Raw genomic sequence first — 26,809 nt, forward strand, 5'->3', positions numbered from 1 at the left:
ATGATCCGGGAGGACCACAGTCATGGCCATCACCGATGACCTGCGCAAGACCCTCACCGACCCGACCCCCCTCTACTTCGCCGCCGGTACGGCCGATCTCGCCGTGCAGCAGGCGCGCAAGGTTCCGGCGCTGATCGAGCAGCTGCGGGCCGAGGCGCCGGAGCGCATCGAGGCCGTGCGCAACACCGACCCCAAGGTCGTGCAGGAGAAGGTGACCGGGCAGGCCAAGGAGGCGCAGGCCAGCTTCCAGGCCAGGGTCACCGAGGTGATCGGGGCGTTCGACACCGATCTGAAGAAGCTGGGCGAGAGCGCCCAGGACCTGGCGCTGCGCAGCGTGGGTGTGGCCGCCGAGTACGCGGTCCGGGCCCGCGAGACGTACGAGAAGGTCGCCGAGCGCGGCGAGCAGACCGTGCGCACCTGGCGCGGTGAGACGGCCGAGGAGATCGTCGAGATCGCCGTTGTCGTCGAGCCGCGCAAGGAGTCCAAGCCGGTCGGCGAGCCGGTCGCCAAGCCCGCGCCCGCCGCCCCGGCGGCCAAGGACGGGACCAAGGCGGCGTCGAAGCCGGCCGCCAAGCCCGCGCCCGCCACCAGGGCCGTCAAGGCGGAGGCCAAGCCCGCGCCCGCCAAGAAGGCGCCCGCGCGCAAGCCCGCCGCCAAGAAGACCACACCGCCCACCGCCAAGTAGCGCGACCGGCGCGACGGCCGGCCGGAGTGCCGGAGGGGCGGCCGGGCACCTTTCGGGGTGTCCCGGCCGTTGTCCCGGTACCTTGGCCGCGAGGCGCTCATCCACGTATTAGGCGGTGCACATCATGTTGCTCGAAGGCTTCAACTCAATCCTCGGGCTGATCTACACGGCGATGCTCGTGCTCGCCGTCGTGGCCCTGATCATGGCCGCGGTGGTCCGCGAGGACGCCTACCGGGCGGCCGGGAAGCAGACCAAGCCCTTCTGGCTGATCATTCTCGGTGTCACGGTGGTGGTGAACCTCTGGGTGCCCATGCTCTTCGTGCAGCTCGCCGGGCTGGTCGCGACCATCGTGTACTTCGTGGACGTGCGGCCGGCGCTCAAGGCCGTCATGGGCGGCGGCAACCGCCGCGGCGGTTCGAGCAGCGACGGCCCGTACGGGCCCTACAACGGCGGGCGCTGAGCGCCTGCGGGTGACACCTGTCCGGGGCGGGGGCGCGGAATGCTCCCGCCCCGGCCGCCGTGGTACGGCTTGCGGCGCTCGGCGTCCTCGTGGCGGTCGAGCAGCAGGACCGCGACGTCGTCGGTCAGTTCGCCGCCGTTCAGCTCGCGGACGCGGGCGACCGCGGCCTCCAGCAGGGCATCGCCGGTGAGGCCCTCCGCCAGCTGACGGTTGATCATCGCGACCATCCCGTCCTGCCCGAGGCGCTGGGTGCCGGTGCCGATCCGGCCCTCGATCAGCCCGTCCGTGTACATCATCAGGCTCCAGGAGCCGCCCAGTTCCACCTGCCGGCGCGGCCACCGGGCGCGTGGCAGCAGGCCGAGTGCCGGGCCGCCGTCCTGGTACGGAAGCAGATGCGCCGCCCGGCCCTGGCGGGCGATCAGCGGTGCGGGGTGGCCCGCCAGGCAGAGGCCCGCCCGGCGGCCGTCGGGGGCGATGTCCACCGTGCAGAGCGTCGCGAAGATCTCCTCGCTCTCCCGTTCGTGCTCCAGGACCTGCTGGAGCGTGGAGAGCAGCTCGTCGCCGCAGAGACCGGCCAGGGTCAGTGCCCGCCAGGCGATGCGCAGCTCCACGCCGAGCGCCGCCTCGTCCGGGCCGTGCCCGCAGACGTCGCCGATCATCACGTGGACCGTGCCGTCGGGCGTGCGGACCGTGTCGTAGAAGTCCCCGCCGAGCAGCGCACGGCTGCGGCCGGGGCGGTAGCGGGCGGCGAAGTGCAGATCGGAGCCGTCGAGCAGCGGGGTGGGGAGCAGGCCGCGCTCCAGGCGGGCGTTCTCCTGGGCCCGCAGCCGGGACTCGGTGAGCTGGTGCTGCGCGACGTCGGCGCGTTTGCGCTCGACGGCGTAGCGGATGGCGCGGCTGAGCAGCCTGCCGTCGAGCTCGTCGCGGAAGAGGTAGTCCTGCGCCCCCACCCGTACCGCCTCCGCGGCCAGCTCGGCGTCCTCCTGGGCGGTGAGCGCGATGACGGCGTGCCGGGGCGCGATCCGCAGCACGTGCTTGAGGGTGGCCAGGTTGTCCGCGTCCTCGCCCTGCGCGGTGCGCGCCTCGCTGCCGGTCGACAGGGCCAGGTCCAGCAGGATGCAGTCCACGTCGTCGGTGAGGAGCCGGCCCGCCTCTGTCAGGTTGCGGGCGCTGCGGATACGGACCCGGGTGCCGGCCGTGGCGGGCAGTTCCGGGACGGTGAGCGTGCCCGCCGGGTCGTCCTCGATCACCAGGAGGGTGAGGTCGGCGCCATAGCTGGTCTCCGCAGCGGGAACGGAACGCTGCTGCGGTACGGGTACGGGCATCGAATCGGGTTTCCTTCCCTCCCCCCGAGGGCGCGGCGGAGCGACGATCGACGACCCGCCAGACGGGGACGATAGCGGTACGGGATGTGGGAACGGAATGGCGCCCGATGCGTGTCGGCCGTTCCGGGAACGGCCTTAAGCCGCGGAAGGCCGCAGATCCGGCGGGATGCGGCGGGGACACGGCGGTTTCCGGCGCATGACAAAGGTCACGTGGAGCGGCGGGCTCCGGGTGGCGCGGGTCACGGCTGCGGGGCGGGAGGCTGATTCCGGCCCGGCGGCGGCGACGGAATCCGTTCCGTTTCGGGGTTCCGGGGGCTTCCGGGGGGCTTCGGGAGGGCCTTAAGAGTGCCTTGAGGCTCTCTTAAGGTTGCCGGCGCGCGTACGGGCCGGGAACCGGTACGTACCCAGGTCAGGCTGCGGGGAGCCCGACCGGTGCCGTTCCCGGTCTGCGGCTGATACTTGTCCCGTCCTGCGGCTGTTACTTGTTCCGGCCCGCGGCTGTTACTTGTCCGGGCGTACGACTCCGAGGATCTCCATCGATCCCGCCCCCGTGATCGTGACGTCGCGGCCGGGGCGCGGGGCGTGCACGATCGCGCCGTCGCCGATGTACATCCCGACGTGCGTGGCGTCGCCGAAGTAGATGACCAGGTCGCCGGGGCGCATGTCCTTGACGGCGACGTGCGGCAGCTGACGCCACTGCTCCTGCGAGGTGCGCGGGATCGGGTGACCGGCCGCCGCCCACGCCTGCGACGTCAGCCCCGAGCAGTCGTACGACGCGGGGCCCACGGCGCCCCACTTGTACGGCTTGCCGATCTGTGAGGTCGCGAAGGCCACCGCCTTCTTGCCGCTCGCGCTCGCTCCCCGGTTGATCTCCTTGAGCGCGCCGGAACTCAGCCAGGCCGTCTGCGACTTGTACTCCGCCTGCTGTTCGAGCTGGAGGAGCCGGGCCCGCTCCTTCTTCTCCAGCTGGGACTCCAGCTTCTTCGCCGCCGCGATCTGTTCGTTGATCTTCTTCTTGGCCTTGGCCTGCTTGACGCGACTGGCTTCGAGCTTGGTCCAGTTGGTGCTCGCGTCCTGGGTGTACGTCTCCAGGTCCTCCTGGGTCCTGTTCAGTTCACCGAGAACGCCCTTGGCGGCCTGCTGGCCCTGGTGGGCCCGGCTGATCCCGTCCAGGAAGAGCTGCGGGTCGCCGCTGAGCATCAACTGGGCGCCGGGCGGCAGTCCGGCGTTGCGGTACTGCTCACGGGCCTGGGCGCCCGCCCTGCTCTTGAGCTCGGCGATCTTCGCCTGGCCCTCGACTATGGCCTGCGCCAGCTTGACGATCTCGCCCGACTGCTTCTTGGACCGCTCCTCCGCGAGGTTGTACGCGTCCGTCGCCGCCCCCGCCTTGCGGTAGAGGTCGTCGATTTTCGCGCGCACCTCTTCGAGGCTCTTCTTCCCGGAGGTCCCGGAGGTCCCGGAGGCCCCGGATGCCTCGGCGTCCCCGGACTTCGGCGGCTGCTCCGGCGCGGGGGGCGCGGGCGTGGCGAAGGCCTGGACCGGTGCGGCCAGTACGGCCAGCGCGCAGACCAGTGTGATCGCCGCGGCGGCACTGTGGCGTCGGTTCACGAGCTCCCCCTCCGGACAGATCCACCCGGATCTGATTTACCGTCAGTAACTTATGGCACCGACGAGATCGTGCCATGCCGTACCGAAAAGCAACAGAGGCTCACGCATCTCCGGTCCATTCCGGTCAAGTCCCCGGCGCCGCAGCCGTGCTCCCCCCACCGCTCCCCGTATCTGGGACGAACGGTGCCCGGCCGACGTTCCCGGCGGACGGGGAGTTCCCCCGATCCGGGCGGGACCCGCTACCGCCGCGCCTACTGTTCGGGCTTCAGCGCCGCCCAGTTCACCGTGACTTCGCCCTGCCGCCACCGCCGTACCCCGTCCGCCAGCGGCCAGTCCCCGGACAGTGCCCGTACCGCCGTGATCCAGCGCTGCCGGGCGCCCAGCGAGGCGTACGGCGCCGCAGCGGCCCAGGCCCGGTCGAAGTCGCGCAGGAACGCGTGGACGGGCTCGCCCGGCACATTGCGGTGGATGAGTGCCTTGGGCAGCCGTTCCGCGAGGTCGGAGGGCCGGTCGAGGGAGCCGAGCCGGGTCGCGAACGTCACCGTGCGCGGGCCCTCCGGACCGAGCGCCACCCACACGTGCCGGCGCCCGATCTCGTCGCAGGTGCCCTCCACCAGCAGCCCGCCCGGGGCGAGCCGGGCGCACAGGCGCTGCCAGACCGCGGCGACCTCGCCCTCGTCGTACTGGCGCAGCACGTTCGCCGCCCGGATCAGCACGGGCCGCTCGGGCAGCGGGATCTCGAAGCCGCCGTGCCTGAAGGTGAGCCCCTCGCGCTCGTACGGCTTCGCCGCGGCCACCCGCTCCGGGGAGATCTCGATGCCGACCACCGCGGTGCGCGGTTCTGCGCCGCGCAGCCGCTCCAGCAGCTCGACGGCGGTCCAGGGCGCGGCGCCGTACCCCAGGTCGACCGCGACGGGGGTCTCGGCGCGGCGCAGGGCGGGGCCGTGGGTGGCGGCGATCCAGCGGTCCATGCGGCGCAGCCGGTTCGGGTTGGTGGTCCCGCGGGTCGCGGTGCCGATGGGGCGCATGGCACAGAGCGTAACGAGCGGCGTGGAGCGGATGGCGCAGTGGAGTCGCGGCGACGCGCCGGACACGTACCGTAATGATTTGGCAAAGCGGAAATGAAAGGAGGGATTCCACTGTTCCAGCCCATCGAAGGGACCGTGTGCCCCTTCGGTGCCATGCCTTGTGCCATGCCTTGAACGAGTCGGTACAAGTGCCCTGAACGAGGAGGACCGGACGACGTGAGCCAGTACGTCTCTCGGCTCGGCAGCAGCCGCGTCGCACCGCGTCTCAGGTTCCCCGCCGGTTTCTCCGGCTCCTTCCCGGGCGGCCACCGCAAGCCCCGCCGGATCGCGATGCTCTCCGTGCACACCTCCCCGCTGCACCAGCCGGGGACGGGCGACGCGGGCGGCATGAACGTCTACATCGTGGAGCTGGCGAAGCGGCTCGCCGCGATCAACATCGAGGTCGAGATCTTCACCCGCTCCACCACCGGCGCGCTGCCGCCCGCGGTCGAGCTGTCGCCCGGTGTGCTGGTGCGCCATGTCGACGCGGGGCCGTACGAGGGGCTGGCCAAGGAGGAGCTGCCCGCCCAGCTCTGCGCCTTCACCCACGGCGTGATGCAGGCGTGGGCCGGTCAGCGCCCCGGCTACTACGACCTGGTGCACTCCCACTACTGGCTCTCCGGCCATGTCGGCTGGCTCGCCGCCCAGCGCTGGGGCGTCCCGCTCGTCCACGCCATGCACACCATGGCGAAGGTCAAGAACGCGTCGCTCGCCGAGGGCGACACCCCCGAGCCCGCCGCCCGGGTCATCGGTGAGACGCAGATCGTCAGCGCGGCCGACCGGCTGGTCGCGAACACCGCGGAGGAGGCGGACCAGCTCGTCCGCTTCTACGAGGCCGCCCCGGAGGCGGTCGCCGTCGTGCACCCCGGCGTGAACCTGGACCGCTTCCGCCCCGCCGACGGGCGCGCCGCGGCGCGGGCCCGGCTGGGGCTGCCGCAGGACGCCCTGGTCCCGCTCTTCGCGGGCCGCATCCAGCCGCTGAAGGCCCCTGACGTGCTGCTGCGCGCGATCGCGGTGCTGCTGGACCGCGACCCCTCGCTGCGCTCGCGCATCGTCGTACCGGTCGTCGGCGGCCCCAGCGGCAGCGGGCTCGCCAAGCCGGAGGGGCTCCAGAAGCTCGCGGCCCGGCTCGGCATCGCGGACGTCGTACGGTTCCAGCCGCCGGTTGGGCAGGATCAGCTCGCCGACTGGTTCCGGGCCGCGTCCGTGCTGGTCATGCCCTCGTACAGCGAGTCCTTCGGCCTGGTCGCCATCGAGGCCCAGGCGGCCGGCACCCCGGTGGTCGCGGCGGCCGTGGGCGGGCTGCCGGTGGCGGTGCGGGACGGGGTGAGCGGCTTCCTGATCCCGGGCCACGACCCGGCGGCGTACGCGGAGGCGCTGGCGCGCTTCGCGGACGCGCCGGAGCTGGTCACCCGGATGGGCGACGCGGCCGCGGAGCACGCCCAGCGGTTCGGCTGGGACACGGCTGCGGCGGCGACGGCGGACGTGTACACGGAGGCGATGCAGGACCACCGCCGACAGGTGCGCTCGCGCCAGGTGTGAGGCGTACGCGGCACTCGCGCCAGGTGTGTGGCGCCCAAGAGGGACCCCCGCTACGTGTGAGGCGCCCAAGCGGTACTCGCGCTACGTGTGAGGCGTACGCGTTCGAACCGCTCGGCTGATCCGACGTACGCTCGGACCATGGCTGATGCACCCGAGGAAGCGGCGGCGACGAACCAGGCCGGGCAGGTGGCGCAGGTCATCGAGGCGACGCTCGACGACGCCGGGCTCGACTGGGAGAGCCCCGCGCCCGGCAGCTACGTCGTACCGCTGCCCGGCACCCGCAAGCTGTCCACCACCTGCTCGCTGCTGGTCGGCACGCACTCCCTCTCCCTCAACGCCTTCGTCATCCGGCACCCCGACGAGAACGAGCCGGCCGTGCACCGGTGGCTGCTGGAGCACAACCTCCGCCTGTTCGGCGTGAGTTACGCCGTCGACTCCCTCGGGGACATCTACCTCGTCGGCAAGCTGCCGCTCTCGGTGGTCACCGCCGAGGAGCTGGACCGGCTGCTGGGCGTGGTCCTGGAGGCCGCCGACGGGGCCTTCAACTCCCTCCTGGAGCTGGGGTTCGCGAGCGCGATCCGCAAGGAGTACGAGTGGCGGGTGTCGCGCGGCGAATCCACCCGGAACCTGGACGCGTTCACGCATCTGACTCAGCGCCCGACCGGCTGACGCGCGTCAACTGAGCCAAGCCGCGCGTCAACTGACCCAAGCCACACCTCAATTCCCCGACGCGGGCCCCTTTCGTCGCGCCGGGGCACGTGGCATGCTCACCGCCGACGCAGACATGAACGTCGTTCACATTCATGAAAGGCGGATCGGGCTCATGGCGACCAGGGCGAACATGGGGAACATCAGCAGGCGTGGACTGCTCGGCAGCGCGGTGGCCGTCGCCGCGGCAGCGGCAACCGGAGCAGCCGGCAGCGGGACGGCGTTCGCGGCACCGGGCGACGGCGCCCCAGCCGGCACAGCAACCGCCGGCACAGCAACCGCCGGCACAGCAACCGCCGGCACCGCGAACGTCGGTACCGCGACCCGTGCGGGCGGCGGCAGACCGCAGAACACCCCGCTCTGGCGGGAGTTCGCCGCGGCGCCCCTCACCCACCCGCAGATCCCGTTCATCGGCCGGTCCGGCTACCGCGGCGGCTCAGACCTGCCGCGCCACCGCCCGTACACCGGCCACGCCTTCACCGCCAACGTCCTGCACTACGGCGCCAGGCCCGACAACTCCGCCGACGCCGCCCCCGCGATCAACCGCGCCATCGCCGCAGCCGGAGAGCACGGCGGTGGCACGGTGCTCATCCCCGAAGGCACGTACCGCATCGACGACATCATCCGCATCGGCCACAGCAACGTCGTCGTGCGCGGCGCGGGCAGCGGCCGTACCAAGCTGTACGCGACCCGCAGCCTCACCGAGCTGATCGGCGTCTACGGCAGCCGGTACGGCGGCGACAAGTCCAGCTGGTCCTGGGCGGGCGGCCTCATCTGGCTCTGCCCCCAGGACCGTTGGGCCTCCCTCACCGACGCGATCAAGGCGAAGGACTGGCCCTTCGAGGGCTGGACCGGCAACAAGCGCGACGAGTGGCGCACCCTGACCACCGTCGCCCCCGCCCGCCTCGGCGATCGTACGATCACCGTCGACGACACCCGGAAGCTGAAGCGCGGCGCACTGGTCCTGCTCCGTCTTGCCGACGACTCCGCGCACACCCTCCTGGAGCACATGGCGGGCGGCGGGCCCGGACCGGAGGCGTACTACTGGGACGACAAGACCAAGCTGACCTCGTACGTTCCCTACGAATGGCCCGTCCGCATCACCGCCGTGCACGGCCGCCGCGTCACCCTGGAACGTCCCCTCCCGCTCGACATCCGTCCCGAGTGGGACCCGCGCCTGACCACCCTGGCCACCCCGCTCACCGGCTCCGGCGTCGAGGGGCTGACGCTCGAAGCGGTCGAGACCCCGCAGTCGCAGCACCTGCTCGACAAGGGGTACAACGGCGTCGCGTTCCAGTGCGCGTACGACTGCTGGGCCGACGACATCACCGTCCGCCACGTCGACAACGGCTTCGGCCTCATCGGCGCCTCCGCCTGCACCCTGCGCCGCACGAGGGTCGCGGGGCGCGGTTCGCACCACCCGTACTACTGCCGCGAGGGCAGCCACGACAACCTGATCGAGGACTTCACCATCGAGCAGCGCACCGTCCCGGCACCCGCCGGGACCCAGCTGCACGGCATCAACGTCGAGGGGCTGTCCAGCTACAACGTCTGGTCGCGCGGCGTGATGGAGATGGGCACGTTCGACTCGCACCGGGGGATGCCGTTCGCGAACGTCCGCACCGACATCACCGTGAACAACAACGGGCAGCACGGCGGCGACGCGAGCGCCGGCCCCCTGTTCGGCGCCCGCTTCACCCACTGGAACATCAGGGTGACCAACGGCCGGGCCGGCCTGATGCGCATCGACGGCCTCGCCCCGTACAGCGCGAGCGTCGGGATCAGCGAGGTGACGGAGTTCGGCCAGATCGACGTCCCCGACTTCACCGGCGACCTGCACACCCGCCTGGAGGCGTACGGCACGCCGGAGGCCGTCCGCCCGCAGAACCTGCACGACGCCCAACGAGCCCTGGGCCGCTGACGGACGGAGGTCGGCGCTGCGGCGGCCTCTCGGTCAGGCCCGCAGCGCCGACTCCACCTGCGGCCTCTCGGTCAGGCCCGCAGCGCCGACTCCACCTCACCAAGGGCCGTTTCGAGCCGGGGTGCCACTTCCTTCCACGCCCAGGCCAACTGCTCCGCGTCCGCCTTCCGGGGCACCGTCTCCACCAGCATGATCAGGTAGAGGTACGAGCGGTAGAGCGCGAGGCGCAGCCGCAGCGAACCGTCGAACTCCACCGGCCCGCCCGGCGCCGACTCCCCGTATCCGTCCAGGAGATCCTTGTCCTCCTCGATGTCCGCGAAGAGGGCGAGCGAGACGAAGTCGGCGGCCGGGTCGCCCCAGAACATCCGCTCCCCGTCGATGATCCCGCCGACCCGCCGCGCCCCCGGCTCCCCGGACACCAGGATGTTGCCCTGCCACAGGTCGAAGTGGACCAGGGCGGGGCGCGTCACGTCGTCCAGTACGTACGAGGCGGCGGCGAGCAGCCCACGTATGCCGGGGACGGTACGCGGCAGCCTCGCCGCGTAGGTCAGCGCGTCGTCCAGCACGGCATCGGTCATCGTGGTGAACGCCTGCCGCCAGGTCGGCGCCAACGGGGCGAGCGCCGCGGAGGGGTAGCCGAATCCGCCGGGCGCCGGGGCGGTGTGCAGCCGGCCGACGAAGCGCCCGAGCTCCGCGCGCAACCGCTGCTCCTCGCCGTCGGCCATCGTGCCGGTCACCTCGTGCCAGGGCTGCCCGGGGCACGCGTTCATGATCACGTACGCGCCCCCGGGGGCGGTGGCGTCGAGCCCGCTGTGGACGAGGCGGGGGACCGGGGTGTCCTCGGTGAGGGCGGCTGCCGCGTTGTAGAAGGCGACCTCGTTGACCAGCAGGTCGCGTTCGTACTCCAGGTGCGCCCCGGCCTTCACGGGCGGCGGTGTCTTCACCACCCACTCCCGGCCGTCGGTGAGCCGGACCCGGGTGACGGCGTTGTACGTGCCGCCGGTGAGCGGTTCGCACGAGGCGATCAGCTCCGGCGGCACACCCACGGAACCGAGCACGGCGGACAGGGCGGAATCGATCGGCATCAGCGGACCCCCTTCGGGTGGTCACCCGGGTACGTGTCGCGGCCGGCCGGGGCGAAGACCCAGCTCAGAGCGTGCCCGGGGTGATCACGACGTAGTCACGATCAGGGGCAATGCCCGGTCTGACGGATTGCCAAACCACAGCGGGCTCATAGAGTTGGCGCACCCCCACGATCTCTTCCCGGCCGCGCCGAACCCGGCGGCGGCTGCCTTCGTGCGGGCGAAACGACTTGATACAGAAGGATGGGCCATGCGACCCACTGCCATACGCCGTACCGCTGTTGCCGCCACCGTGATGTCCCTGGCCCTGCTCACCGCGGCCTGCGGTTCGGACGCGGCGGACAAGGACGGCGGCGACAAGGGCAAGGCGGACGGGGCCTCCCCGGCCAAGCCCGCCGCCGCCAAGGCGCTGACCGCCGCCGAGCTGGAGAAGGTCTCGCTGGCCCAGGGTGACGTCAAGGGCCACAAGGTCTCCAAGGCCGGTCCCCAGGACGCCGTTTCCGCCGATGACGTCAGAGTGGACAAGGCCGCCTGCGAGGTCTTCGGCGACGCCCTGATGGGCGCCAAGTCCGGTTCCCCCGCCGCGTCCACCCAGCGCAAGGTGATCAGCGAGCCGAAGAAGGGCGCCGGCGAGGACAGTGCCGACCTCGACGAGGCGTTCAAGGCGGCCTTCGACATCACGACGACGCTCACCACGCTCTCCACCTACGAGGGCAAGGGCGCGGAGGAGTCCCTGGCCGGCCTGCGGACGGCGGCGACCGGGTGCGCGTCCGGCTTCACGCTGACGGCGGGCGGGACCAAGCAGAAGATCGTCAAGATCGAGGAGGAGCAGGTCAAGGGCGGCGACGACGCCGTCGGCTGGACGGTGACCATCTCGTCGGAGGGCGACAGCACGACGATGAAGCTGGTGCAGGTCCGCCAGGGCGCCACGGTGGCCTCGTTCGCCGCGCTCAACCTGGGCGCGGCCGCCTCCGGCGAAGGCTTCGAGATGCCGACCGCCGTGATCGACGCGCAGGCCGCCAAGCTGGCCTGACCGCCGGTCAGAGCCCCTTCCGGCCCCCGACCGTACTCGGTCAGGGCAGCGGGACGAGCCGCACCACGGTGACGGTCAGCACCGAACCGGAGACGTAATAGAGCACGATCGCCCCGGCGACGGTGGCCTCACGGCGATCGTGCTCCTCCTTGACGGCGGACGACCCGTGCCCGTACGGCTCACGCCCCAGGGAACGTGCCATCTGGTCCCGGAAGGTCTCGCCGTCCCGCATCTTGGCCAGGGTGTCATCGGCAGGTGGCGCATAGGAGATCCGGAAGCTCAAGCGACGTTCCGCCTCTCGGCCTCGTCCCGCGCCAGCCGGTCCAGAATCCGCTCGGCCTCCGGATCGGGCACGGCCTCCAGCATCCAGTGCCGCATCACGGCCTGGATCTCATGCACCCCGGCCCCGTTGATGGCACCGTCGAACTCCTCGCGTCTCGCCTCGGGCAGGGCGGCGCGGATGGCCGGGATGCTGTTGGGCACCTCGACCTCGGCACCCCCGACAAAGGTCTTCAGGGGCTCACCCATAGCCGCTCTCCCGATCTCCCCGCATGCGCCACAGGGTACGACGAGGGGCACGGGGCGTCACCTCCGCCCGCTGCACCAGCGCGACTTGGGGACGGGTAGCCCTCACGGTGCCCGTCGCGGCGGTCCGGCGTCCCGGCGGCCCGGAGTCTCACCCGGTGGCCCGGCGGCCCGGCGCACGAAAAAGCTCCCACCACGCGGACGAGCCGCGGATGGGAGCTTCTTCGGTACGGGAGCCGCTTCGGCTCCGCTGGTTACTTCTTCTTGCCCTGGTTCTTCACGGCCTCGATGGCGGCCTTCGCCGCGTCCGGGTCGAGGTAGGTGCCGCCCGGCTTCAACGGGCGGAAGTCCGCGTCCAGTTCGTAGGCGAGCGGGATGCCGGTCGGGATGTTCAGGCCCGCGATGTCGGCGTCGGAGACGCCGTCGAGGTGCTTGACCAGGGCGCGGAGGCTGTTGCCGTGGGCGGCGACCAGGACCGTGCGGCCGGCCAGCAGGTCCGGGACGATGCCGTCGTACCAGTACGGGAGCATGCGGACGACGACGTCCTTGAGGCACTCGGTGCGCGGGCGCAGCTCCGGCGGGATCGTCGCGTAGCGCGGGTCGCCGCTCTGCGAGTACTCGGCGCCGTCCACGAGCTCCGGGGGCGGGGTGTCGTAGGAGCGGCGCCAGAGCATGAACTGCTCCTCGCCGAACTCGGCGAGGGTCTGGGCCTTGTCCTTGCCCTGGAGGGCTCCGTAGTGGCGCTCATTCAGCCGCCAGGAGCGGTGCACGGGGATCCAGTGGCGGTCCGCGGCCTCCAGCGAGAGCTGGGCGGTGCGGATCGCGCGCTTCTGGAGCGAGGTGTGCACGACGTCGGGAAGCAGGCCGGCCTCCGTCAGCAGCTCACCGCCGCGGACCGCCTCCTTCTCGCCCTTCGGGGTCAGGTTGACGTCCACCCAACCGGTGAACTGATTTGTCGCGTTCCATTCACTCTCGCCGTGGCGGAGGAGGATCAGCTTGTACGGTGCGTCGGCCATGCGTCCGAGCCTAATCGAACCCGTGAGGGCCGCGCGCGCCCGGCCACAGGGCGGACAGCGGGACGGACGGGGGAGCCGGGGCGGCTTCGATTGACGGGAGGCGTCAATTGGGTGGCAGGGCGCAATCCGTGGTTCGTAATGTTCGGATCGTCGGCGGGCCTCTTACCGCCTCATCCGTTCACGTACGTCCCTGGGGGAACCCGCATGTCTGTCGCCGCGCTCAGGCGGGCCACCCGCGACACCGTCTCCGGGCTCCCCAGGGAGTTCTGGTGGCTGTGGACCAGCACCCTGGTCAACCGGCTCGGGGCGTTCGTCGCCACGTTCATGGCCCTGTACCTGACCCTGGACCGGGGCTACTCGGCCTCGTACGCCGGGCTGGTCGCCGCCCTGCACGGGCTCGGCGGGGTCGTCTCCTCGCTCGGGGCAGGGGTGATGGCCGACCGGTTCGGGCGGCGGCCCACGATGCTGGTCGCGCAGGTCTCCACGGCCGTCTCGGTGGCCGTGCTCGGCTTCATGGTCCATCCGGTGGCCATCGCCGGTGTCGCCTTCTTCGTCGGCATGTCGAGCAACGCCTCGCGGCCCGCCGTGCAGGCGATGATCGCCGACATCGTCCCGGCGAAGGACCGGGTCCGGGCCTTCTCGCTCAACTACTGGGCGATCAATCTTGGCTTCGCGGTCTCCTCCGCCGGTGCCGGGTTCATCGCGGAGTACAGCTATCTCGCCGGCTTCGTCGGCGAGGCCCTGATGACCCTGTTCTGCGCCGTCGTCGTCTTCATGAAGGTGCCGGAGTCCCGACCGGAGAAGGCCGCCGCGCGCACCGGGGCCGACGGCGCACCGGGCGGCCCGGAGAACGACGACGTACGGCTCGGCACCGTGCTGCGCGACGGGCGGTTCATGGGGGTCGTCGGGCTGTCCTTCGTCATCGCCCTGATCTTCCAGCAGGGGTACGTGGGACTGCCGGTGGCCATGGGGACGGACGGGTTCAGCAGCTCCGACTTCGGTACCGCCATCGCCGTCAACGGCGTGCTGATCGTGGTGCTCCAGATCCCGGTCACCCGCTTCATCCAGCACCGCGACCCGCGCAGGCTGCTCATCGTGTCGTCGCTGCTGGCGGGGTACGGATTCGGGCTGACCGCGTTCGCCGGTTCGGTCGCCGTGTACGCGCTGACGATCTGCGTGTGGACCGTCGCCGAGATCGTCAACGCGCCCGTGCAGAACGGCCTGGTCGTCCAGCTCTCCCCGGCCCACGGGCGGGGCCGCTACCAGGGCATGTACACGCTCTCCTGGGCCGCCGCCGCGCTGGTCGCCCCGCTGCTGTCCGGGGTGGTCATCGACCATTTCGGGGCCGGGTGGCTCTGGGGGATGTGCGCGGTACTGGGCACCGTCGCGGCCCTCGGGTACCGGCTGCTGATGCGGAACCTGCCGCAGGCAGACGTGATGGCCGGGTTCACGCTGCCCGGTCCGGACGCCGTGTCCGAGCCCGGCACCGGTCATGCGCCCACTGTGGAGCGGACCGCCTGACCCGGACGGCCGAACAGCGGTGGGCGCCCCGCTCCGGGGCGCCCACCGCTGTTCCGCGTCCGTCAGCCCGAGCAGCCGCCGCACTGGCACGGCGCTCCGGACTGGCATCCGCACCCGCAGCCCGAGCCGCATCCGCAGGCACCGAGGACGGCTCCCTGCGCGAGGTCGGCGGACGTCTCCTGCTGGGGTTCGGTCGTGGGGGAATCGGCCATGGTTCCTCCTCAAGGCGTACGACAGGGCCGTACGCCCGCACGGGGCCCACGACCGGGGCGTACGGACAAGTCGTGCCGCCCCACCCCATTGCATGCCCACCCGGGCAGGCGCATCAACGGCGCACACATGCAGGAACCCATGTGCGAGAAAACGCGCCGTCGTACGCCTGGCGCCCCTCCCGCGCGTGCACGAGAGAAGGCGCCGTCGTAGGCCCGTCCCGTTCCGCTTCCCGTTCCGCTTCCCGTTCCGCTACGCGCCGTCCACCGGCGCCGCCTGCTGGATCTCGTCCGCGTGCTCGCCCGTCACCAGGTAGACCACGCGCTTGGCGACCGAGACCGCGTGGTCGGCGAACCGTTCGTAGTAGCGGCCCAGCAGCGTCACGTCGACGGCCGTCTCGATGCCGTGCTTCCAGCGGTCGTCCATCAGGTGCTGGAACAGCGTGCGGTGCAGCAGGTCCATCTCGTCGTCGTCCTGCTCCAGCTGGAGCGCCAGGTCGACGTCCTTGGTGATGATCACCTCGGCGGCCTTGGCCATCAGGCGCTGCGCCAGCTGCCCCATCTCCAGGATGGTGGCGTGCAGGTCGTGCGGCACCGCCGTCTGCGGGAAGCGCAGCCGGGCCAGCTTGGCGACGTGCTGGGCGAGGTCGCCCGAGCGCTCCAGGTCGGCGCTCATCCGGAGCGAGGTGACCACGATCCGCAGGTCCGTGGCCACCGGCTGCTGGCGGGCCAGCAGCGCGATGGCCCTGGCCTCCAGGTCGTGCTGGAGGTCGTCGACCTTCTGGTCCGCGGCGATCACCGTCTCCGCGAGCTTGAGATCGGCATCGAGCATGGACGTCGTCGCCCGGCCGATCGCCGACCCGACGAGCCTGGCCATCTCGACCAGCCCCTCGCCGATCGAGTCGAGTTCCTCGTGGTACGCGTCACGCATGGGAAGTCCCTCTCCAGTCCTGAACCGAGGTCGGGGCCGGCTCTGAACCCCACGTTGCCACCGTGACGGCCGTACGCGTCGGGATCCGACCGGCCAAGTGAACCGGTGCTTGCTCCTCGGTGAACTCTGGGCGACGAGTGTTCGAGTAGGCACTCGGATGGCTGGGAGAGTGTCCGCCGGGCCGCATAACCTGGAGCCATGGACGTGAACGCGGCGGTCGCCGCAGCTGCAGCGATCGCCGGGCTGTGTACCGGTGTGATCGCGATGCTGGCGTTCCGCTGGAGCGAGCGCGACCAGAAGAAGCCGACGCGTACCTCCCTGCGGCCCGACAGCAATACCCCCCTGCCCCCCGGGGTCGACACGGTCCTGTCCGTGCTCAGCTCCTCCGCCGTCGTGCTCGACGAGAGCGACAGCGTCGTCAAGGCCAGCTCCGCCGCGTACGCGCTCGGGCTGGTCAGGGGCGGACGGCTCGCCGTAGAACCGATGCTGAACATGGCCAGGGACACCCGGCGCGACGGCGAGATACGCCAGGTCGAACTGGACCTCCCGCGGCGCGGCACCGGTCGGGGCGAGGCCCTCGCGGTCTCCGCCCGGGTCGCCCCGCTCGGCTCCCGGCTGGTGCTGCTGCTGGTCGAGGACCTCACGGAGGCCCGCCGCATCGAGGCGGTCCGGCGCGACTTCGTCGCCAACGTCAGCCACGAGCTCAAGACCCCGACCGGAGCGCTCTCCCTGCTCTCCGAGGCCGTCATGGACGCCTCCGACGACCCGGAGGCGGTGGAACGGTTCGCGGGCCGGATGCAGATCGAGGCGACCCGGCTCACCAACCTGGTCCAGGAGCTCATCGACCTCTCCCGGGTGCAGAACGACGACCCGCTGGAGGACGCCGAACCGGTCCGGGTGGACGAACTGGTGGCGGAGGCCATCGACCGCTGCCGGCAGCAGGCCGGCTCCAAGCAGATCACCATGGCCGCCGGCGGCACCGCCGAGCTCCGCATCTGGGGCAACCGGGGCCAGCTCGCCGCCGCTCTCGGCAACCTCGTCGAGAACGCCGTCAACTACAGTCCCGCCCGCACCCGCGTCGGCATCGCCGTCCGCCGGGTGGCCATGTCCGGCGGGGACGAGATCGAGATAGCCGTGACCGACCAGGGCTTCGGCATCTCGGAGAAGGACCGCGAGCGGGTCTTCGAACGCTTCTACCGCGTCGACCCGGCCCGCTCACGGGCCACCGGTGGCACCGGCCTCGGCCTCGCCATCGTCAAGCACGTGGCCGCCTCGCACGGCGGGGAGGTCACCGTCTGGAGCTCGGAGGGACAGGGCTCCACCTTCACCCTGCGGCTGCCCGAAGCGGGCGCCGTCAGGGAACGGGACCGCACATCAGGCGGACCGCTCATCGTCAACGGCGACGAGGGGCCCCACCCGGCCGCCGCCCCCGACACTCTTGATTCATTTCCTGCCCCGGAGGCTCTTCCGTGACCCGAGTGCTTGTCGTCGAGGATGAGGAATCCTTCAGCGACGTCCTGTCCTACATGCTCCGCAAGGAAGGCTTCGAGGTCGCCATCGCGGCCACGGGTCCCGACGGCCTGGACGAGTTCGAGCGCAACGGCGCCGACCTCGTACTGCTCGACCTGATGCTGCCCGGACTGCCCGGCACCGAGGTCTGCCGGCAGCTGCGCAGCAAGTCCAACGTCCCCGTGATCATGGTCACGGCCAAGGACAGCGAGATCGACAAGGTCGTCGGCCTGGAAATAGGAGCCGACGACTATGTGACCAAGCCCTTCTCCTCGCGTGAGCTCGTCGCCCGTATCCGCGCGGTGCTGCGCCGCCGCGGGGAGCCGGAGGAGGTCACTCCGGCCGCGCTTGAGGCCGGCCCGGTCCGGATGGACGTGGACCGCCACGTCGTCACCGTCTCCGGCGGCAAGGTCGACCTCCCGCTCAAGGAGTTCGACCTGCTGGAGATGCTGCTGCGCAACGCCGGGCGGGTGCTGACCCGGATGCAGCTGATCGACCGGGTCTGGGGCGCCGACTACGTGGGCGACACCAAGACGCTCGACGTCCACGTCAAGCGGCTGCGCGCCAAGATCGAGCCCGACCCGGGCGCGCCGAGGTTCCTGGTGACGGTGCGGGGCCTCGGGTACAAGTTCGAGCCGTAAACCGGCCCGCTGCCCGCTGAGGGCGATGGATACATACGGCTGAGGCGCCTCCCGGAGCGGGAGGCGCCTCAGCCGTTGTGCGCGCTTGCGTGCGCTTGGGTGTGCGGTGTGCTCGCGTGTCAGGTGTTCGGCTGGGCCGAGTCGGACGCCGCGTCGGTCGGGGTGGTCGTGTCGCCCGAGGAGGCTGCCCCTGAGGGGGTGCCGGACGTGGAGCCCGGGGTCTCCGCCGTGGCGGAGCCGGAGGGCGTCACGTCGCCCGAGGGGGACGCCGTGGCGTTCGCGTTCGGCAGTTCCGGCAGCGCGCTCGGGCCGAAGCCCTCGAAGTAGCTGGTGGCCGGGACGACGGTGGCGCCCAGCGGGATGTCGCCGGACTCGCTGAACTTGAAGACCAGGTTCTGCACGTTGCCGTTCTGCGTGGCCTCGCTGCCGTTCTCGATCACGGCGGCCGCGTTGTCCTTGCCGCCGATCACCACCCGGCCGCCGGCCGGTACGACGACCGGACCCGTGCCCTTGGCGGCGTGCAGCTGCACGGAGGCGCTGGTGCCGGTCAGCGCGATGGCGTTGAGCGTCTCCGGCTTGGTGCCGTTGTTGAACAGCGTGGCGATCACGACGGCCGGGCCCTTGGCGCCGCGTTCCGGCTGGGTGACGACATTGACGTTCTGGATCTTGATGGTGCCGACCGAGGTGGCGGCGTTGTCAGGCCTGACTTCGAGCGTCTGCGCGTCCTTGCCCGCACCACATGCGGAGAGCGCGGCGATCGAGAACGCGATGGCGGTGGCGGCGAGAGCGCCGTGTCGAAGGCTACGGCTCACGGCGGGGGCAACTCCTTGAACGAGCGGACTTACGGACGGGGTCGGGCGAGTCGTGTCGAAGTCGCCCCGAGCGGTGTGACAGCGGTCAGGTTACCGAGCCGTCGTCCCCGCCCCGCACCCGACCCGCCCCCCGAAGGCCCCGGGGATCGCGGGCCGGTCCGGGGGCGATGATTCGCAAGCCGTTCACATAACGCGCTTGATCAATTCCGCCGGACGTTCGTCCGGCGCTTCCCGCGCGAGTTCCACCTGCCTTGACGTGCCCCGGCGCATTCATTGCGGATAATCCGCGCGACATCCACCCGGCGGCCGAACGTTGATCAATTTCATTGGGCATCGGCACTTACCGCCGTACGGGTGATCGATCCTCGAACGGAGTACGGAAAGTTCACCATCCTGAACCCGGCAAACCGGGACGTTAGGTCCCTTCCGAGCAAGTTCCGACGGGTGTAACGTCCGCGTTTCTCCTCCCCCGTACAGCGCCTCCGACCTGCGAATACCCTCCCCGATGTGTCTTCCGCAGCACGTACGTGTTGCAGTTGTCAAGCCCCGAGATATGCCCTGACCTGCGAAAACGCCATTCAGGAGAAGCAGTTCTCGTGTTACTCTTGATAGCCACGGAAGGGGTACCTGTCACATGACGTTCAAGGTTGGCGACACCGTGGTCTATCCCCATCACGGGGCCGCGCTGATCGAGGCTATCGAAACTCGCCAGATCAAAGGCGTGGACAAGACCTACTTGGTGCTCAAGGTCGCTCAGGGCGACTTGACGGTGCGTGTACCGGCGGACAATGCGGAGTTCGTGGGTGTGCGTGACGTAGTCGGTCAGGAAGGGCTGGACCGGGTCTTCGAGGTGCTGCGCGCGCCGTATGCCGAAGAGCCGACGAACTGGTCCCGACGCTACAAGGCAAATCTCGAAAAGCTCGCCTCCGGCGATGTCATCAAGGTCGCGGAAGTGGTCCGTGACCTGTGGCGTCGTGAGCGTGAGCGCGGACTCTCCGCAGGTGAGAAGCGCATGCTCGCCAAGGCTCGCCAGATCCTGGTGAGTGAGCTCGCTCTCGCGGAGAACACCAACGAGGACAAGGCCGAGGCTCTGCTCGACGAGGTCCTCGCGTCCTGAAGTGCTCGTGTCTGATGCCCGAACCGGATCGCACCGGGCCGGGACGTCCGAGACGTAAATAATGTGCCGCGGTGCCCGCTGACCAGCCGTTCGAACGGCCTGTCGTCGGGCACTGCGGCATGTCCGGGCATGGCTTCCCTACGCGTCCGACTGCGGATTTCGGACGCGCGGATTCCGGCCACATTCCGGATTCCGGGCACAGGGACGCCGAAGGGCTGGGCCCAGGTGTCCCGGATGTTGTTCTCGATGCGCCGACGCGTTGGCCTCGAAGGCGATCCCCCGGTACTTTGCTCGCGATCTTGTGAAGTCGACGTGTCAGGCCGATCCCGAGCGGCCGGTGCGGTCCTCGTCTCGCCCGGGGTCACGGAAAGGGTCCCGGTCGAGTCATGGCGTAGCACCTGGCTCGATTGAGCCCATACCCACGTCGGCCGTGGAGACAAACATGCCGATGCTTCGGAGTGCAACCGATGTCTGATCAATCACTTCCCCGCCGCACCGCCGCCGTGATTCCCGCGGCCGGCCGCGGTGTACGGCTCGGCCCCGGCGCCCCCAAGGCGCTCCGCGCGCTGGGCGGAACGCCCATGCTCGTCCACGCGGTACGGGCCATGGCGGCCTCCCGTCAGGTCTCCCTGGTCGTGGTCGTCGCACCGCCGGACGGCGCCCCCGAGGTCCGGATCCTGCTCGACGAGCACGCGCTGCCCGAGCGCACCGAATTCCTCGTCGTGCCCGGTGGCGAGACCCGGCAGGAGTCGGTGAGGCTGGGCCTGGACGCGCTGCCCGCCGATGTCTCCGCCGTCCTCGTGCACGACGCGGCCCGCCCGCTGGTGCCCGTCGACACGGTCGACGCGGTGGTCGAGGCGGTACGGGCCGGGGCGCTCGCCGTCGTCCCGGCGCTGCCGCTGGCGGACACCGTCAAGGAGGTCGAGCCGGGCGCGCCGGGGGAGCCGGAACCGGTGCTCTCCACCCCGGTGCGGTCCAGGCTGCGCGCGGTGCAGACCCCGCAGGGCTTCGACCGCGACACACTGGTGCGGGCCCATGAGCGGGTCGCCGTCAGCGGCGAGGGCGCGACCGACGACGCGGGACTGGTCGAGCAGCTCGGGGCGCCCGTCGTGGTCGTACCCGGACACGAGGAGGCGTTCAAGGTGACCCGTCCGCTGGATCTGGTCCTGGCCGAAGCGGTTCTCGCACGCAGGAGGGCGAACGATGGCTTCTGAGGAGCAGCGGGCTTCTGAGGTCTCAGGGGCGCGCAACGCGCCCGTGATCCCGCTCGTCGGGATCGGGACGGACATCCACGCCTTCGAGGAGGGCCGCGAGCTGTGGTGCGCGGGTCTCCTGTGGGAGGGCGAGGGCCCCGGGCTCGCCGGGCACTCCGACGCGGACGTCGTCGCGCACGCCGCGTGCAACGCGCTGTTCTCGGCCGCCGGTCTCGGCGACCTCGGGCAGCACTTCGGCACCGGGCGCCCCGAGTGGTCCGGTGCTGCGGGGGTCACGCTGCTGACCGAGGCGGCCCGGATCGTGCGGTCCGAGGGGTTCGAGATCGGCAACGTCGCCGTCCAGGTCGTCGGCGTACGGCCGAAGATCGGCAAGCGGCGCGACGAGGCGCAGCGCGTGCTGTCCGCCGCCGTGGGCGCGCCGGTCTCGCTCTCCGCCGCCACCTCCGACGGGCTCGGCTTCACCGGACGCGCGGAGGGCATCGCCGGAATCGCCACCGCGCTGGTCTACCGGCCGGTCTGACCTGCCCGGGAGCCGACCGGTCTGACCTGCCCGGGAGCCGGCCGGGCGGGCCCGGCGGACCGTCGGGCCCGTGGCCTTGTTGCACATCAGTCGCACGTACTCTGGTACGGCAATGAGGTGACGCGAGGGACGGGAGAGGCTCCGGGATGAGTACGACGACAGTGGCTGCGGTACGGGCCGATGCCGACGGATACGTCCTGCGCACCGCCACCCCCGGGGACGTCGACGGTGCGCGGGCCGTGATGCTCGACACCGTCTACCGCGACCTGAGGTCCGGCTACGTACCCCGCTGGCACGCCGACATCATCGACCCCGAGTCCAGCTATCTGCGGCCCGAGCGCTGCACCCTGCTGGTGGCCGAGCGCGACGGCGAGATCGTCGCGACGGGCGCCGTGCGCGACCGGGGACCGCAGGCGCCGCCCAATCCGCAGTGGGTCGCGGACCGCTTCCCGTCCGGCACCACCGCCCAGCTGTGCCGGATCTACGTGACGCCGGAGCACCGCAGGCACGGGCTGGCGGGGCGGCTGGTGCGCGAGCTCTGCGACTTCGTCGCGCGGGCCGGCGGGTACGAGGCGGTCTACCTGCACACCGACCCGTCCGTGCCGGGCGCCGAGCCTTTCTGGCGGTCGCTGGCGCGGGAGGTGTGCGACGAGCGCACGCTGCCCGGCCGGGGCCAGAGCGTCGTCCACTTCGAGCTGCCGGTGCCCGCCGCAGGCTGAGCCGCGGCTGTCTCCATCTGCACTATTTCAAATGACAATCGTTTTTATATAAGGTCGTTGCCATGCCCCCGTCCCGACTCCGTCGCACCGCGCTGCCGCTGACCGCGGCCGCCCTTCTCGTCCCGCTCGCCGCCGCCTGCTCCGGCGGCGCGAACGACACCGGGAGCGCGTCGGGCGGCGGGCAACGCCTCCGGGTCGTCATGGCCTTCCCGCCCGCCCAGGCGATGTCCCCCTACGGCGACGACGCCGTCACCCTCAGCCGCCTCGCGGTCGTCGAAGGCCTCACCGCCCTCGACCGGGAAGGCGCCGCGAAGCCCGCGCTCGCCGCCTCCTGGAAGCGCGAGAGCCCGAAGGCGTGGACGTTCACGCTGCGCGAGGCGACCTTCCAGGACGGCGCGAAGGTCGACGCGGCCGCCGTCGCCCACTCCCTGAACGCCGCTCAGAAGGCCTCGCCCAAGCCCCGCGTCCTGTCGGACACCGGCATCACCGCGACGGCCGAGGGTGCCGGCACCGTACGGGTCGTCACCACAGCGGCCGACCCGCTGCTGCCCCAGCGCCTCGCCAACCCCTCCCTCACCGTCCTGTCCGCCGCCGCCTACCGCGACGGCAAGGTGAACCCGGCCGGGCACGCCACCGGGCCCTTCACCCTCGCCTCGGTCAAGGGCGCCGTCAGCGCCACCCTGGAGCGCAACGAGCACTACTGGGGCGCCAAGGCCGAGGCCCCCGGTGCCGACGTGACCTTCGTGGCCGACGGCACCGCCCGCGCCAACGCCCTGCGCACCAAGGCCGTCGACGTCGCCGAGTACGTACCGATCTCGCAGGCCTCCCTCCTCGGCGACGGGCTCGTCCACGAGTTCCCCTCCGCCCGCACCAACGGCCTCTCCCTCAACACCGAACACGGCGTCTTCAGCGATCCCGCGATGCGCGCCGCCGCCCGCGAGGCGATCGACTCCGAAGCCCTCGTCAAGGCCGTCTACGAAGGCCGCGCCGACAGTGCTCAGGGCCTCCTCGGACCCGGCGTGCCGTGGGCCGCCGCCGCCCGCCAGGACCCGGCCGGCCGGGCGAAGGCCGCAGGCAAGGCACAGGTCGCGAAGGCGCCGCAGATCGTCCTCGCCACGTACACCAACCGGCCCGAACTCCCCGAGGTCGCCACCGTCGTCCAGCAGCAGCTCCAGAAGCGCGGCTTCTCCGTCAAGCAGGTCGTCCGCGACTACGCCCAGCTGGAGGCCGACGCCCTCGCCGGCAAGTACGACGCCTTCATCCAGGCCCGCAACACCCTCCTGGACACCGCCGACCCTGTCTCCTACCTCGCCTCCGACTTCACCTGCGACGGCAGTTTCAACATCTCGCAGCTCTGCGACAAGCGCGTCGACACCGACGTGGACAAGGCTGCCGCACTCGCCGGAACCGACGCCCGCCACCGCGCCGCGATGACCGCGGAGGCCGACGTCCTCTCCACCGACGCACTCGTCCCGCTGCTCCACGAACGCTTCGTGCAGGGGTACGACGACAGCCGCGTCCACGGGGTCGCGCTCGACCCAATGGAGCGCACCCTCATCACCGCGGACACCCGCGTCGGATGACCGGATGAAGTACCTCGCCGGACGGCTCACCGCACTCCTCGCGGTCCTCGCCGTCATCGGCCTGCTGCCCCGGCTGACCCGCGCGGACCCGGCCCTGACGATCCTGCGCGCCCGCTACGCCGACCGGCCGCCGACCCCGGAGACCCTCGACGCCATCCGGGCCGAGACCGGCCTCGACGGCGGCCCCCTCCACATTCTCGGCGGCTGGCTCGGCGGACTCCTCCGCGGCGACCTCGGCACCTCCTGGGTCTCCGGGCAGCCCGTCGCCCCCGACGCGATGTCCGCCCTGGGCGTCTCGCTCACCCTGATGGGCGGCGCCCTCGCCGTCGCCCTGGTCCTCGCCGCGGCCCTCGCCGCCGGGACCCTGCGGCGCGGGGCGGCACGCCGCACCGTCACCACCCGCGCGGGCGTCGGCGCGGCCGTCCTCGCCGCCTTCCCCGAGTTCCTGATCGCCGCCGTGCTCGCCGCCGTCGTCGCGGTCCGGCTCGGCTGGCTCCCCGCGCTCGGCTGGGGGAGCCCCGAGCAGGCGGTGCTGCCCGCCCTCGCCATGGGCATCCCGGCGGGCGCGCTGCTCGGCCGGCTGCTGGACGACGCGCTGCCCGCCGCGTTCGCCGAACCCTGGGCGCGCGCCGCCACCGCCGGCGGACTGCCCGCGCGCCGCATCGCCCGGCACGCCCTGCGCCGCACCCTGCCCGGACTGCTGCCCCAGCTCGGCCTGATCGTCGTCGGGCTCACCGGCGGGGCCGTCGCCGTCGAGACCCTGTTCGCGATCCCCGGCCTCGGCGGCAGCGCCCTGGCCGCCGCACTCGCCCAGGACCTCCCGGTCCTCCAGGCCTGCGTCCTGATGCTGCTGCTCCTCGGCGTCGCGGCCGGACTCGCCGCCCGCCTCGCCTCCCGCACCCTGCTCGGCCCCGCCCTGCACGACGGCGCACTGCCCGCGCTCGTCCCGCCCGCCGCCCGCGCACGCCGGTCACTGATCACCGGCGCACTCCTGCTCACCGCGCTCTTCGCCGCCGTCACCGTCGCCGGGCTGCTGCGCGACCCGCTCCACATCGACGCCGCCGCCCGCCTCGCCGGACCGTCCACCGCCCACCCCTTCGGCACCGACTCCCTCGGCCGCGACATCCTCGCCCGGCTCGGACACGGCGCCGCCCGCACCGTCCTCACCGCCGTCGCGGTGTCCGCGGCGACCCTGCTCCTCGGCCTTGTCCTCGGAGCCGTCCGCGCCGGAGCGCTCACCGAGACCGCCAACGCGCTGCCCGCGATCCTCACCGGGCTCGTCGTCGCAGGCGTCGCCGGACCCGGCCCCTGGAGCGCCGCCGCAGCCGTCACCGCCGTCGCCTGGGCACCACTGGCCGCACACACCAGCGCGCTGTACGCCCAGGAACGCGCCGCCCCGCACATCGGCGCCGCCCGCGCGCTCGGCGCCGGACGCGCGCACCTGCTGCGCCGCCACGTCCTGCCCGGCGTACTGCCGCCCGTCGTCCGCCACGCCGTCCTGCGCGTCCCCGCCATCGCGCTGGCCCTCGCCTCCCTCGGCTTCCTCGGCCTCGGCACCGCGCCCCCGTCGCCCGAATGGGGCCGGATGCTCTCCGAGAACCTCCCCTACGCCGAACGCGCCCCCTGGGCCGTACTCGCCCCCGCCGCCGCCCTCGCCGCCCTCGGCGCGACCGCAGTACTCGCGGCCGCCGCCGTCCGCGGCGTGCGACACCGCAAGGGCGCCGCGTGAGCACCACCGCCCCTGCGGCCACCGCCCCGGACCGCTACCTCCGCCTCCTCACCACCACCCAGTTCGCGTTCAACATCGGCTTCTACGCGGTCCTGCCCTACCTCGCCACCCACCTCGGCACCGGACTCGGCATGGCGGGCTGGCTGGTCGGCCTCGTCCTCGGGCTGCGCACCTTCAGCCAGCAGGGCCTCTTCGTCATCGGCGGCGCCCTCACCGACCGCTACGGACCCCGCCCCGTCGTCCTCGCCGGCTGCGCCCTGCGCATCGCCGGATTCGGCTGGCTCGCCTTCGCCGGATCCACCGCGACCGTCATCGGCGCCGTCCTGCTGACCGGGCTGGCCGCCGCGCTGTTCTCACCCGCCGTCGAGTCCGAGACCGCCCGCGAGGCCGTCCGCCACGAGCGGGCGACCGGCACCCCGCGTGCCCAGGTACTCGCCCGGTTCTCCGCCGCCGGACAGGCCGGGGCCTTCCTCGGACCGCTCCTCGGCTCGGCCCTCCTGCTCCTGGGCGGCGGGTTCCGCGAAGCCGCCCTCGCCGGGGTCGCCGTCTTCGTCGCGGTCCTCGCCGGGCACGCCCGGCTGATGCCGCGCCGCGCGCCCGTGGCCCGGACGGACCGGAACCGGGGCTCCGTGCGCGAGGTGTTCGGCAACCGGCCGTTCCTGCTGCTCTGCCTCGCGTACAGCAGCTACCTCGTCGCGTACAACCAGCTCTACCTCTCGCTCCCCGAAGAGGTGCGGCGCGCCACCGGATCGCAGGCCGCCCTCGGCGCGCTGTTCGCGCTCTCCTCGCTGCTCGTCGTCTGCGCCCAGCTGCCGGTGACCCGCTGGGCCGCCCGCCGCCTCGCACCCCGTACCGCTCTCGTCGCCGGGCTCGTCACCGTCGCCGCCGGATTCGCCGCCGTGCCGTCGGCCCCGGGCGGGCCCGCCGGACTGCTGCCCGCGGCCGCGTTCGTCGTCCTGCTCACCCTCGGGCAGATGCTCCTGGTGCCGGCCGCCCGGGGCCTCGTACCGGATCTCGTCGACGACCGGCACCTCGGACTCGCCACCGGAGCGCTGTCCTCCGTCTCCGGCGTGGCCGTACTCGCGGGCAGCGCCGCCACCGGGGCGCTGCTCGGTGCCCCCGCGCCCGTCCGGTGGGCGGTGCTCGCCGCCGTCCCGCTGGTGGGCGCCGCCCTCGCGCTGACCCTTCCGGCGGGCGCGGAGGGGGAGGGGAAGGAGGTCGGGCAGCCGGTGCCGGGCCAGGGGGCACAGCCGGTCCAACCCGGGCCGTAACAAGTGTCATCGCAATCCTCCGAGAGGTCGCGGGGCACTGGTGCGCGCCGACTACCCTTGA

24 protein-coding genes and 1 pseudogene are annotated in these 26,809 nt (G+C 72.0%); 16 read left to right on the forward strand and 9 right to left on the reverse strand.

The features are described 5' to 3' along the window. Positions 1–22: 22 nt before the first annotated feature. Both OG892_RS22095 and OG892_RS22100 read left to right on the forward strand, forming a co-directional pair. Positions 23–685 carry a hypothetical protein gene (locus tag OG892_RS22095; RefSeq protein WP_371630062.1) on the forward strand — a complete coding sequence of 221 codons (663 nt, stop codon included), beginning with the start codon at positions 23–25 and terminating at the stop codon, positions 683–685. Positions 686–809: 124 nt separating this feature from the next. Then, positions 810–1,145 (forward strand): DUF2516 family protein, encoded by a 336-nt coding sequence (locus OG892_RS22100; protein ID WP_073733192.1) that lies wholly within the window; start codon positions 810–812, stop codon positions 1,143–1,145. Here the strand turns inward: OG892_RS22100 and OG892_RS22105 are convergent. From OG892_RS22105 to OG892_RS22115, 3 genes are all read right to left on the reverse strand, one after another. Then, positions 1,127–2,470, reverse strand: a complete 1,344-nt coding sequence (locus OG892_RS22105; protein ID WP_328866055.1) for a fused response regulator/phosphatase — start codon at positions 2,468–2,470, stop codon at positions 1,127–1,129. The two genes, OG892_RS22100 and OG892_RS22105, sit on opposite strands and share 19 nt — an antisense overlap. 501 nt (positions 2,471–2,971) lie before the next feature. Then, positions 2,972–4,078 (reverse strand): NlpC/P60 family protein, encoded by a 1,107-nt coding sequence (locus tag OG892_RS22110; RefSeq protein WP_371630063.1) that lies wholly within the window; start codon positions 4,076–4,078, stop codon positions 2,972–2,974. A 251-nt stretch (positions 4,079–4,329) separates the two neighbouring features. After that, the gene (locus OG892_RS22115) at positions 4,330–5,106 is read right to left on the reverse strand and encodes a trans-aconitate 2-methyltransferase (protein WP_073733039.1); all 777 of its coding nucleotides are present in this window, start codon (positions 5,104–5,106) and stop codon (positions 4,330–4,332) included. Between the two features lie 216 nt (positions 5,107–5,322). Here OG892_RS22115 and mshA point away from each other — a divergent pair, with 216 nt between their 5' ends. From mshA to OG892_RS22130, 3 genes are all read left to right on the forward strand, one after another. Next, positions 5,323–6,687, forward strand: coding sequence for a D-inositol-3-phosphate glycosyltransferase (gene mshA / locus OG892_RS22120; RefSeq protein WP_328866054.1), 1,365 nt, complete (start codon positions 5,323–5,325; stop codon positions 6,685–6,687). 138 nt (positions 6,688–6,825) lie between these two features. Then, a complete protein-coding gene (locus OG892_RS22125; protein ID WP_073733037.1) occupies positions 6,826–7,356 on the forward strand; it encodes a YbjN domain-containing protein in 531 nt (176 codons plus the stop codon). A gap of 154 nt (positions 7,357–7,510) precedes the next feature. Beyond that, positions 7,511–9,316 (forward strand): glycosyl hydrolase family 28-related protein, encoded by a 1,806-nt coding sequence (locus tag OG892_RS22130; protein ID WP_371630064.1) that lies wholly within the window; start codon positions 7,511–7,513, stop codon positions 9,314–9,316. A 71-nt stretch (positions 9,317–9,387) separates the two neighbouring features. On the opposite strand, the gene OG892_RS22135 is transcribed toward OG892_RS22130, so the two are convergent. Next, positions 9,388–10,401 (reverse strand): phosphotransferase family protein, encoded by a 1,014-nt coding sequence (locus OG892_RS22135; RefSeq protein WP_371630065.1) that lies wholly within the window; start codon positions 10,399–10,401, stop codon positions 9,388–9,390. A gap of 247 nt (positions 10,402–10,648) precedes the next feature. Here OG892_RS22135 and OG892_RS22140 point away from each other — a divergent pair, with 247 nt between their 5' ends. Then, positions 10,649–11,431: a hypothetical protein gene (locus OG892_RS22140; RefSeq protein ID WP_371630066.1), complete on the forward strand. Its 783-nt coding sequence runs from the start codon at positions 10,649–10,651 to the stop codon at positions 11,429–11,431. A 40-nt stretch (positions 11,432–11,471) separates the two neighbouring features. Here the strand turns inward: OG892_RS22140 and OG892_RS22145 are convergent, their stop codons facing one another. From OG892_RS22145 to OG892_RS22155, 3 genes are all read right to left on the reverse strand, one after another. After that, positions 11,472–11,714: a hypothetical protein gene (locus OG892_RS22145; protein ID WP_073733033.1), complete on the reverse strand. Its 243-nt coding sequence runs from the start codon at positions 11,712–11,714 to the stop codon at positions 11,472–11,474. Then, a complete protein-coding gene (locus tag OG892_RS22150; protein ID WP_073733032.1) occupies positions 11,711–11,959 on the reverse strand; it encodes a hypothetical protein in 249 nt (82 codons plus the stop codon). Before OG892_RS22150 ends, OG892_RS22145 begins: the two co-directional genes overlap by 4 nt. A 251-nt stretch (positions 11,960–12,210) precedes the next feature. Then, on the reverse strand, positions 12,211–12,972 hold the full coding sequence (locus OG892_RS22155) for a phosphoglyceromutase (RefSeq protein ID WP_371630067.1): 762 nt from the start codon (positions 12,970–12,972) through the stop codon (positions 12,211–12,213). 204 nt (positions 12,973–13,176) lie between these two features. On the opposite strand from OG892_RS22155, the gene OG892_RS22160 reads away from it, so the two are divergent. Further along, positions 13,177–14,493, forward strand: a complete 1,317-nt coding sequence (locus tag OG892_RS22160) for an MDR family MFS transporter (RefSeq protein WP_371630068.1) — start codon at positions 13,177–13,179, stop codon at positions 14,491–14,493. 462 nt (positions 14,494–14,955) lie between these two features. Here the strand turns inward: OG892_RS22160 and phoU are convergent, their stop codons facing one another. Next, the gene (gene phoU / locus OG892_RS22165; RefSeq protein ID WP_073733029.1) at positions 14,956–15,633 is read right to left on the reverse strand and encodes a phosphate signaling complex protein PhoU; all 678 of its coding nucleotides are present in this window, start codon (positions 15,631–15,633) and stop codon (positions 14,956–14,958) included. A gap of 198 nt (positions 15,634–15,831) precedes the next feature. Here phoU and OG892_RS22170 point away from each other — a divergent pair, with 198 nt between their 5' ends. Further along, on the forward strand, positions 15,832–17,106 hold the full coding sequence (locus tag OG892_RS22170) for a cell wall metabolism sensor histidine kinase WalK (RefSeq protein ID WP_073733028.1): 1,275 nt from the start codon (positions 15,832–15,834) through the stop codon (positions 17,104–17,106). Then, positions 17,103–17,783 (forward strand): response regulator transcription factor, encoded by a 681-nt coding sequence (locus OG892_RS22175; protein WP_073733027.1) that lies wholly within the window; start codon positions 17,103–17,105, stop codon positions 17,781–17,783. The genes OG892_RS22170 and OG892_RS22175 overlap by 4 nt, the downstream gene beginning before the upstream one ends. A gap of 119 nt (positions 17,784–17,902) precedes the next feature. On the opposite strand, the gene OG892_RS22180 is transcribed toward OG892_RS22175, so the two are convergent. Then, entirely contained in the window at positions 17,903–18,595 is a 693-nt protein-coding gene (locus tag OG892_RS22180; RefSeq protein ID WP_371630069.1) for a DUF461 domain-containing protein, read from the reverse strand. 634 nt (positions 18,596–19,229) lie between these two features. On the opposite strand from OG892_RS22180, the gene OG892_RS22185 reads away from it, so the two are divergent. From OG892_RS22185 to OG892_RS22215, 7 genes and pseudogenes are all read left to right on the forward strand, one after another. Then, entirely contained in the window at positions 19,230–19,712 is a 483-nt protein-coding gene (locus tag OG892_RS22185) for a CarD family transcriptional regulator (protein ID WP_006380568.1), read from the forward strand. Between the two features lie 467 nt (positions 19,713–20,179). After that, positions 20,180–20,926 (forward strand): 2-C-methyl-D-erythritol 4-phosphate cytidylyltransferase, encoded by a 747-nt coding sequence (gene ispD, locus OG892_RS22190; protein WP_327338235.1) that lies wholly within the window; start codon positions 20,180–20,182, stop codon positions 20,924–20,926. Further along, positions 20,916–21,446: a 2-C-methyl-D-erythritol 2,4-cyclodiphosphate synthase gene (ispF, locus tag OG892_RS22195; RefSeq protein WP_073733023.1), complete on the forward strand. Its 531-nt coding sequence runs from the start codon at positions 20,916–20,918 to the stop codon at positions 21,444–21,446. Before ispD ends, ispF begins: the two co-directional genes overlap by 11 nt. Before the next feature lie 146 nt (positions 21,447–21,592). Next, a complete protein-coding gene (locus tag OG892_RS22200) occupies positions 21,593–22,165 on the forward strand; it encodes a GNAT family N-acetyltransferase (protein ID WP_073733022.1) in 573 nt (190 codons plus the stop codon). Between the two features lie 62 nt (positions 22,166–22,227). Beyond that, positions 22,228–23,748: an ABC transporter substrate-binding protein gene (locus OG892_RS22205; RefSeq protein ID WP_371630070.1), complete on the forward strand. Its 1,521-nt coding sequence runs from the start codon at positions 22,228–22,230 to the stop codon at positions 23,746–23,748. A 4-nt stretch (positions 23,749–23,752) separates the two neighbouring features. Beyond that, on the forward strand, positions 23,753–25,477 hold the full coding sequence (locus OG892_RS22210; protein ID WP_371630071.1) for an ABC transporter permease subunit: 1,725 nt from the start codon (positions 23,753–23,755) through the stop codon (positions 25,475–25,477). After that, positions 25,474–26,708: pseudogene (locus OG892_RS22215) on the forward strand (MFS transporter); the annotation flags it as partial. The gene OG892_RS22210 and the pseudogene OG892_RS22215, both read left to right, overlap by 4 nt. Positions 26,709–26,809 lie beyond the last annotated feature (101 nt).

The sequence above is a fragment of the Streptomyces sp. NBC_00341 genome (assembly GCF_041435055.1).
Taxonomy (GTDB): domain Bacteria; phylum Actinomycetota; class Actinomycetes; order Streptomycetales; family Streptomycetaceae; genus Streptomyces.

Excerpts from the sequence above, each read along its gene's own strand:
- ispF (WP_073733023.1), top strand. The coding sequence starts at position 20,916 with ATGGCTTCTGAGGAGCAGCGGGCTTCTGAGGTCTCAGGGGCGCGCAAC.
- OG892_RS22155 (WP_371630067.1), bottom strand. The coding sequence starts at position 12,972 with ATGGCCGACGCACCGTACAAGCTGATCCTCCTCCGCCACGGCGAGAGT.
- OG892_RS22200 (WP_073733022.1), top strand. The coding sequence starts at position 21,593 with ATGAGTACGACGACAGTGGCTGCGGTACGGGCCGATGCCGACGGATAC.
- OG892_RS22095 (WP_371630062.1), top strand. The coding sequence starts at position 23 with ATGGCCATCACCGATGACCTGCGCAAGACCCTCACCGACCCGACCCCC.
- OG892_RS22100 (WP_073733192.1), top strand. The coding sequence starts at position 810 with ATGTTGCTCGAAGGCTTCAACTCAATCCTCGGGCTGATCTACACGGCG.
- OG892_RS22105 (WP_328866055.1), bottom strand. The coding sequence starts at position 2,470 with ATGCCCGTACCCGTACCGCAGCAGCGTTCCGTTCCCGCTGCGGAGACC.
- OG892_RS22115 (WP_073733039.1), bottom strand. The coding sequence starts at position 5,106 with ATGCGCCCCATCGGCACCGCGACCCGCGGGACCACCAACCCGAACCGG.
- ispD (WP_327338235.1), top strand. The coding sequence starts at position 20,180 with ATGTCTGATCAATCACTTCCCCGCCGCACCGCCGCCGTGATTCCCGCG.
- OG892_RS22130 (WP_371630064.1), top strand. The coding sequence starts at position 7,511 with ATGGCGACCAGGGCGAACATGGGGAACATCAGCAGGCGTGGACTGCTC.
- OG892_RS22140 (WP_371630066.1), top strand. The coding sequence starts at position 10,649 with ATGCGACCCACTGCCATACGCCGTACCGCTGTTGCCGCCACCGTGATG.
- OG892_RS22135 (WP_371630065.1), bottom strand. The coding sequence starts at position 10,401 with ATGCCGATCGATTCCGCCCTGTCCGCCGTGCTCGGTTCCGTGGGTGTG.
- OG892_RS22125 (WP_073733037.1), top strand. The coding sequence starts at position 6,826 with ATGGCTGATGCACCCGAGGAAGCGGCGGCGACGAACCAGGCCGGGCAG.
- OG892_RS22205 (WP_371630070.1), top strand. The coding sequence starts at position 22,228 with ATGCCCCCGTCCCGACTCCGTCGCACCGCGCTGCCGCTGACCGCGGCC.
- OG892_RS22160 (WP_371630068.1), top strand. The coding sequence starts at position 13,177 with ATGTCTGTCGCCGCGCTCAGGCGGGCCACCCGCGACACCGTCTCCGGG.
- phoU (WP_073733029.1), bottom strand. The coding sequence starts at position 15,633 with ATGCGTGACGCGTACCACGAGGAACTCGACTCGATCGGCGAGGGGCTG.
- OG892_RS22185 (WP_006380568.1), top strand. The coding sequence starts at position 19,230 with ATGACGTTCAAGGTTGGCGACACCGTGGTCTATCCCCATCACGGGGCC.
- OG892_RS22210 (WP_371630071.1), top strand. The coding sequence starts at position 23,753 with ATGAAGTACCTCGCCGGACGGCTCACCGCACTCCTCGCGGTCCTCGCC.
- OG892_RS22170 (WP_073733028.1), top strand. The coding sequence starts at position 15,832 with ATGGACGTGAACGCGGCGGTCGCCGCAGCTGCAGCGATCGCCGGGCTG.
- OG892_RS22150 (WP_073733032.1), bottom strand. The coding sequence starts at position 11,959 with ATGGGTGAGCCCCTGAAGACCTTTGTCGGGGGTGCCGAGGTCGAGGTG.